This window comes from Mesorhizobium sp. M0136 (assembly GCF_040322515.1).
Taxonomy (GTDB): Bacteria; Pseudomonadota; Alphaproteobacteria; order Rhizobiales; family Rhizobiaceae; genus Mesorhizobium.
In genome coordinates this window covers 36,104-43,341 of sequence record NZ_JAMYTP010000037.1, presented here as the reverse complement: position 1 = coordinate 43,341, position 7,238 = coordinate 36,104, and the positions used below count along the sequence as shown (strand labels likewise).

At 58.8% G+C, this 7,238-nt stretch carries 5 protein-coding genes and 1 pseudogene; 3 read left to right on the top strand and 3 right to left on the bottom strand.

Features of this window, described 5'->3' with window-relative positions:
* Nucleotides 1-76 precede the first annotated feature (76 nt).
* From NKJ35_RS28735 to NKJ35_RS28725, 3 genes and pseudogenes are all read right to left on the bottom strand, one after another.
* Nucleotides 77-586 (bottom strand): annotated as a pseudogene (locus NKJ35_RS28735) (PQQ-dependent sugar dehydrogenase); the annotation flags it as partial.
* Nucleotides 587-654: 68 nt separating this feature from the next.
* Entirely contained in the window at nucleotides 655-1,104 is a 450-nt protein-coding gene (locus NKJ35_RS28730) for a DUF2231 domain-containing protein (RefSeq protein WP_254818349.1), read from the bottom strand.
* Between the two features lie 128 nt (nucleotides 1,105-1,232).
* Nucleotides 1,233-1,589: an SPW repeat protein gene (locus NKJ35_RS28725; RefSeq protein ID WP_254818350.1), complete on the bottom strand. Its 357-nt coding sequence runs from the start codon at nucleotides 1,587-1,589 to the stop codon at nucleotides 1,233-1,235.
* Nucleotides 1,590-2,083: 494 nt separating this feature from the next.
* On the opposite strand from NKJ35_RS28725, the gene NKJ35_RS28720 reads away from it, so the two are divergent.
* The 3 genes from NKJ35_RS28720 (at nucleotide 2,084) to NKJ35_RS28710 (ending at nucleotide 7,219) form a co-directional block, all read left to right on the top strand.
* The gene (locus tag NKJ35_RS28720; RefSeq protein ID WP_352650921.1) at nucleotides 2,084-3,178 is read left to right on the top strand and encodes a glycosyltransferase family 4 protein; all 1,095 of its coding nucleotides are present in this window, start codon (nucleotides 2,084-2,086) and stop codon (nucleotides 3,176-3,178) included.
* A 247-nt stretch (nucleotides 3,179-3,425) separates the two neighbouring features.
* Nucleotides 3,426-4,280, top strand: a complete 855-nt coding sequence (locus NKJ35_RS28715) for a class I SAM-dependent methyltransferase (protein WP_352479767.1) — start codon at nucleotides 3,426-3,428, stop codon at nucleotides 4,278-4,280.
* Nucleotides 4,281-4,639: 359 nt separating this feature from the next.
* Nucleotides 4,640-7,219, top strand: coding sequence for a bifunctional diguanylate cyclase/phosphodiesterase (locus tag NKJ35_RS28710; RefSeq protein WP_352650930.1), 2,580 nt, complete (start codon nucleotides 4,640-4,642; stop codon nucleotides 7,217-7,219).
* Nucleotides 7,220-7,238: the final 19 nt, after the last annotated feature.

The following is a 7,238-nucleotide window of genomic DNA, read 5'->3' as shown; positions in this document are numbered from 1 at the left end:
AGTCGCTCCTTCGCTCAACTGCCTCTCCAAAGAATCCTTTCTCAGCCTAAACTCAACCCCAAAATCGCCATATGCGATTCCCCTGAGTGTTGTAGGGATAGCGGACGATGGAATCGGTATTGGCGACGTAGAGATCGCTTCCCACCAGCGCCACGCCGAAGGGCGAGTTGAGGTGGTCGAGGAATACGCTGGTCAGCTCCGGCTTGCCATCGCCGTCGGCGTCGCGCAGCAGCGTAATGCGGTTGCTCGGGCCGCTGTCGCCGCCCGAGGTGACCCAGGACTCGATCCAGCCCATCACCAAATCCTTGGGCCGTTTGATCGGTTCGCCGCCAGGCGCCTTGGACTCAACCACCAGGACATCGCCATTGGGCAGCACATAAAGCGACCGCGGATGCTGCAAGCCGTTGACAAAGGCCTGGATCTGCAGCCCCTGCGCGACTGTCGGCTTTTCGTCGTTCTTCCATCCGACCACGGAAGCGAGATGCATGGGCGGGAAGAAATATTGGACCGGCTCCGGCAGTTTTGGATTCGGCCCTATCTGACTGCTGGGGTCCGGGTCGTTGCCGCTGCACGCTGCAAGAGTGATCGCCGCAGTGCAAATGAGCACGGACACCGTGATGCGCCTGGTCTGACTGATGGAGCTTGCTGCGCGTATCAATCCGCCACTCCGACGTGATGCCGGTAAACCATGGACCAGCCCAGCCAACCGGTGAAGATAAGGATGAGCACGACAACCGCCGAGAGGATCAAGCCGGTGGGAACGATGGAGGTCCATGCATCGCGAGTGTGCACGAGCATGTTGATGATGGACAACGCCAGCGCCAGCAGATTGCCGAGCACGTGCGGCCAGGCGGGGGGCTGTGCCCTTACCAGCGGATTGGCCAGGAAATCGATCAGCCCCGCGATCGCTGCAAGGCAGCCCATGATCACGCCGACGGTAACCAGCCAAGCGGAGAAGTCAGCCCACATCATCTCCGCTGTTCGCCAGTAGGCCAGATCCGTCAGCAGGGTGCCGACGAAGCAGGCGATCGGAAACGGCACCAGCATCGGATGAATAGGATGTCCCGCAATCCTGGCCGTCGAACGCGGATTGTCACCGACCATGATGCGCCATCCTTCTTGGTTCTCGTCCAGACAACCGCCTACCCGGCCTCCGGCGGCTGTTGCCGAGAGGCCGGCAGACGACCGATCGATCTGTCAGGCCCAAAAAGGGCGCTGGCTGGCTGCGCCTGCTAGGCGGCCGACTGGGTCGGCGGGTTCTGATACATCATCCAGAGTTCGATCGCCGCCAGCACGGCGACCAGAATGCCGATCACGACATGCACGGTCATTGCCGTTGTCGCTTGGAATCCAAGCACCCAGGGCGATACGAGAACCCACAGTCCGACGACCAGATTCACCCACTCTTCCCACACGGCAAATGCTGCGAGGGCGGCAACCGAAAGCACGACGATCAAGATTCCGCTGCCGAGGGCGTTCTGCGTCTGCGGGCCTGCCGCAAACGTGAAGATCCAGGGAGAGAAGAACAGAATTGCCCCAAGGATCAGGTTGGCTACGTCACAGAGCCTGGCGTTTGTCCACTGGTTCATGGCATCCTCCATAGGGAGCGTTTATGGCTCCCGAGTTCGGCAAGGTGGTGCCTGAGTTCGGCGAGATGCGCCCGAAGCCGCTCACTCCGTGTCACGGTAGTGCCCTGCCCAGCTGGAATTCCGCATCTGGCGGTACTCCAGCCAAATCCGGCTATCTAACTGAATTCCGGGCTTTATGTTCCATTCGGCACCGGCACGCCTGGATCACTTGGTGGTGATCGAGCGATCCAAAGCTGCCTGTCAGGGGGCGGCGGGGCGGCGGCGCGTAGCTCATTCTGTCTTTTTATCGAGCCGGTGAAACATTTCTTATGGATCGCAGTTCTTGGATCCAGAGGAGTTGAATAAGGGCAACTTGCTTGCACGGGAGGAGCACGGACGGCACAACTATAAATACGCTCTGCATAGAATACTTCGCAACGAGAAGCTCTCGCTTGTCTTGGTTGCCGCCGAAGCTTGTTTGAAAGACGGCGGTCGCCGCCGAAAAGATTTTCTAAATGAAAATAGCCCAGATCGCGCCGCTAACCGAATCCGTGCCGCCCCGAACCTACGGTGGAACCGAGCGAATTGTTTCGTATCTGACCGAAGAACTTGTCCGACAGGGCCACGAGGTGACGCTGTTCGCCAGCGCCGATTCTCGCACCTCAGCCAAGCTGGTGCCGTGTTGCGACGTCGCGCTGCGCCTGAACCCCAGGGTCCAGGACGGTGGTGCGCACCACGTTATGATGCTTGAACGGGTGCGCCGGCGAGCCGATGAGTTCGACGTTTTGCATTTCCACGTCGATGTTCTGCACTTCCCCATCATTCGGGATTTTGCCAGACGAACGGTTACCACGCTTCACGGCAGGCTCGACCTGCCCGATCTGGCGCAGCTTTATGCGATGTTCGACGACGTTCCCCTGGTCTCGATTTCCTTCGACCAGCGCCGGCCCGTGCCGCCAGTCAATTGGATTGGAACCGTGCATCATGGCCTGCCCCGCGATCTTCTGCCATTCCACCCGAACACCTCTGGCTATCTTGCGTTTCTCGGTCGCATCTCGCCGGAAAAGGGGCCGGAAGCGGCCATAGAGATAGCAGCGCGGGCCGGGTTTCCCCTGAAGATCGCCGCCAAGATCGACAAGGTGGACCAGTCGTTCTGGAAGGAAAGGGTCGGGCCGCAAGTGCTGCGGCATTCGAACGTGGAGTTCATTGGCGAAATCGATGAGCGGCAAAAGGCGGATTTTCTGGGCAATGCGAAAGCGCTTTTGTTCCCAATCGACTGGCCGGAACCCTTCGGGCTCGTAACGATCGAAGCAATGGCCTGCGGCACGCCGGTGGTTGCGTTCCGGCGTGGCGCCGTCCCGGAGATTATCGATGACGGTGTGTCCGGATGGATCGTGGATACCGTCGAGGAAGCTGTGGGCGCGCTCCAGCGGATAGACAGCCTCGATCGCGCACGAGTGCGGCAGACGTTCGAGAAGCGGTTCACGGTCGAGCGCATGTGCAGCGATTATGTGGCACTCTTTCGAGCACTCACGAACGGCACGGCGGGCGCAGGTGCCCCCACAAACGAACTCTCCCGAAATGTCGCGATGGTGGCTGTGCCGGGCTGAGGAACCGACAATCCACATGCAGACCACGAGGATGGCGTCAGGTGCGCCTGCAGGGTCTTATTGCCAAGCGCGGCGACTGCGCCAGAAGCCTTTGATCTGCGGCAAGCGTTCCAGAAGCTATGGTGTCCGCGAACGGTGGCAAACTGCCGCCCGGTCCGGATTGACGCGCGATACTTTCGCTGCAAAGGTAGTTTAACGACTTGTTTACCATGCGTCAGTCAGGGGTGGGGGGAATTTGGAACGGTTTTTGGGTGCGAACCGCCTTAATTGGGATGATCGGGCCGAACTGCACTCGACCGACACAACGGGCAGCTACCACATCGAGAATGTGCTGGCCGGCGGATCCAATCTCTACGAGCTGGAAACGCGCGAGGTCGGCGATATTGCCGGCAAGGATATCGTCCACCTGCAGTGTCACATCGGCCTCGATACGATCAGCCTGAAGAATCTCGGCGCAGGCAGTGTGACGGGGCTCGACTTTTCACCGGCGGCGATCGCGGCGGCGCGGGATTTTGCTGCGAAGGCAGGCACCGACGTGCGCTTCGTGGAAGCGCCACTGTTCGAAGCGGTGGAAGCGCTCGGTCGGACCTTTGACATCGCTTACGTTACATGGGGCTCGGTAAACTGGCTGGACGACGTTTTCCGTTGGGCGCGGGTGGTTGCCGACCTCCTGAGACCCGGCGGCCGTCTCTACATGGCCGAGGGCCATCCATTGATGTTTCAGTGCGATCGAAAGGCCGCGGCCCTGGAATTGAAGCACGACTGGCGAACGCCGATAGCTCGACCGCTCGCCTGGAACGAGGAACTGACCTACACCGGCGATGACCGCATCTTGAAGCATCCTCGCTATTATGAATGGATCCACCCGATCAGTGACGTGGTGAATGCGCTGATTTCAGCTGGTCTGACGCTCGATTTTCTCAATGAGCATGACACTGTTTCGTGGCAGCACTTTTCATTTGCCGTGCGGGCCGGCAAGGATATGTACGGCTTGCCAGAGAACTCTCCCAAGATACCGATGGCCTATTCCATTGGCGCGACGAAGCGCAGCATCGGCAAGATACCATACCTTGTGTCTCCCAAGGCGATCGAGGGGCACTAGTCCAGGTCGACGCTCCTGAGTACTCGGGTCGGAGCGTCGAAGTTTGCAATCGCTCGCGCTCCTCGATCTTCCGAAGGATCGCCGGCGCCAGCGCATCTCAACTCAATCAGTGGGACCATGTCAGTGGAAGTCGGCAGCTGGCTCCAACCGCTCGGGCCTGCAGCATCAGCAACGGGTCGGAAAGCGCAAAGCTCTAAGGAGCGTGAAGGTGACATTAAACATTGAAAGCTAATGTTTCCTCATCGGGTCGACCCGGGAACCTGAAATGGCACTTGAGGAATCGCCTATTGGCTTTTTTCCGCGCTAAGTTCGGCGGCATCAAGGAGGTCGTCTTTTCGTCGGCAAATATTCCGGCGGCGATCGCGCTTGTCGTCATACTTATCAGCGCCGCGTTCGCGGAGCACCAGAACAAAGTCGTCTCGGACCAGGCCGTCCGTGCGGACGTGTTGACCAAGGTCAATCTCATCCGCGCCAAGCTCGAAGGCAATATCAACGGAAACCTTCAACTCGTGCGTGGATTGGTCGCCGCCGTCGTGACCGAGCCTTATATGGGACAGCAACGCTTCGCCTCGCTGGCGAGCAATCTGTTTGGCGCCGACTCGCAATTGAACAATATTGCCGGCGCGCCCGATCTGGTCGTTTCCCTGATGTACCCGATGGAGGGTAATGAGCAGGCGATGGGCCTGGACTACCGCAAGAACGAGCGGCAGCGTGCGGCTGCGCTAAGGGCGCGAGATGAACGCAAGCTGGTGCTTGCCGGTCCCGTCGAGCTGAAGCAGGGGGGACAAGGCTTCATCGGCCGCTTTCCGGTTTTCGTGCCGAGCGCGGGCAATACGGAAAGGTTCTGGGGCATTATTTCCGCCGTTGTCGACGTGCAGCGCCTTTACAAAGCGAGCGGCATGCTTGACGACGATCTCGGGATCGACATCGCGCTGATCGGCAGGGACGCCCTCGGTCACCGAGGTGGTCAATTCTACGGCAATGAGGAGATCAGCAAAAGCGATCCGGTGACGGCTGACGTTTTGCTTCCTTCCGGCTCGTGGCAGCTCGCTGCCATTCCCAAGAACGGCTGGCCTTCGACGCCAAGTAACGCATGGTTGTTGCGCGCGATCATGGCGACGGCCGGGGCCTTGGTTGTGTTCCCTTTCCTGGTCACTGGTCGTCTGATAGGCGAAAGACAGCGCAATTATGCAGAATTGCGCCGATTGTCACGACGCCTTGAACTCGCTCTGGAAGCTTCGGCTATCGGGGTTTGGGAACACGATCTCGCGACCAACGAGCTTACATGGGATGAACGCGTCAATGAAATATATGGCAAACCAGCGGGGGAGCACCGGGGCTACACAGACTGGGCGGGAGCGATCCATCCAGATGATCTGGCTGGCGCCAACGCAGATTTCGATACGGCGGTGGCCAGCGGACGACCATATTTGTCGGAGTACCGGATTGTGCGCCCGAATGGCGAGGTCCGTCATGTCCGGTCCAAGGCGATCCTTTACCGGGCCACAAACGACACCCCAAAAATGATCGGCGCGGAATGGGACGTGACTGCCGACGTCCTGCTGAACAAGGATCTGGTTCGCGCAAAACAGCTGTCGGAGTCGAAAAATGCAGAACTCGAGTCGGCCAAGGCGCGCATAGAGCACATTGCGCTTCATGACTCGCTGACCGGCTTGCCCAACCGGCGTTACCTCGACCAGGTACTGGAAGACTACGCGGCAAACGCCAGGCGCTCAGGCGGGCGTGCGGCACTGCTTCACATCGATCTGGATCGGTTCAAGCACATCAACGATACGCTGGGCCACGCCGCCGGTGACGCGATGCTGGTTCACGCGTCGACAGTCCTCAGATCGAAGGTCGGCGACGAAGGATTCGTCGCCCGCATCGGAGGAGACGAATTCATCGTTCTGTGCGTGGTACGCGACGATACCAAGCAACTGGCGCTGCTTGCCGATCGGGTCATCAGCCAGATGCGCGAGCCCGTCTACTATCAGGGCCATCGGTGCCGTTTTGGCGTCAGCGTGGGAATCGCTGTCGACAACGGAAAAAATGTCGAAGCCAAACACCTGCTGGTGAACGCAGATATCGCGCTTTACCGAGCAAAGAGCCGTGGGCGCAATCGATACGAATTCTTCACTGACGCGATGCAAAGCGAAATCGTCGATACAAAACGGATTGCCGACGAAATTCTCGGCGGCCTCGAGCGCAACGAGTTCATCCCGTTCTACCAGCCCCAATTTGACGCAAAGACGCTCGAAATCGTTGGGGTTGAGGCGCTGGCGAGGTGGCGACATCCAGTAAAAGGTATTTTGGCGCCCGACATCTTCCTGAGGATTGCAGAAGAACTGAACGTCGTCTCGATCATCGACCAAGCCATATTGAAGCAATCGCTTTCGGATTTCGAAGAGTGGTCCACTGCAAAATTTAACATTCCACGGGTGTCTGTCAATGTCTCGGCGAGGCGCCTTCAAGACGAGGAGCTTATCAAGAGCCTGCGAGAACAAGATATCAAGAAAGGAACAGTTTCGTTCGAGCTTGTTGAGTCGATTTTCCTGGACGAGAACGACGATCTTGTCACGTGGAACATCGAGCAAATAAAAGAACTGGGGATTGACATCGAAATAGACGATTTTGGTACCGGCTACGCTTCGATGGTCAGTTTGCTGAAGTTGCAGCCGCGCCGGCTGAAGATAGATCGGCAGCTGGTCACCCCAATCGTCAAATCGCCGCAGAGAAGGCAGGTTGTCTCGTCAATCATCGAAATCGGCAAATCGCTGGGTATCGAGGTCGTGGCGGAAGGCGTCGAGACGATGCAGCACGCACGGCTACTCAAGGGCCTGGGCTGCGACATATTGCAGGGTTATGCCTTTGGCCACCCGTTCGACTCCGAGGGACTTAAGACATTTGTCCGATCGCGGCGCCTGCGCACGGCCAGCTGAGCCTCGGCGCCAGAATTTA

Coding starts and splice junctions, on each gene's coding strand:
- NKJ35_RS28730 (WP_254818349.1), bottom strand. CDS start 1,104: ATGGTCGGTGACAATCCGCGTTCGACGGCCAGGATTGCGGGACATCCT.
- NKJ35_RS28725 (WP_254818350.1), bottom strand. CDS start 1,589: ATGAACCAGTGGACAAACGCCAGGCTCTGTGACGTAGCCAACCTGATC.
- NKJ35_RS28720 (WP_352650921.1), top strand. CDS start 2,084: ATGAAAATAGCCCAGATCGCGCCGCTAACCGAATCCGTGCCGCCCCGA.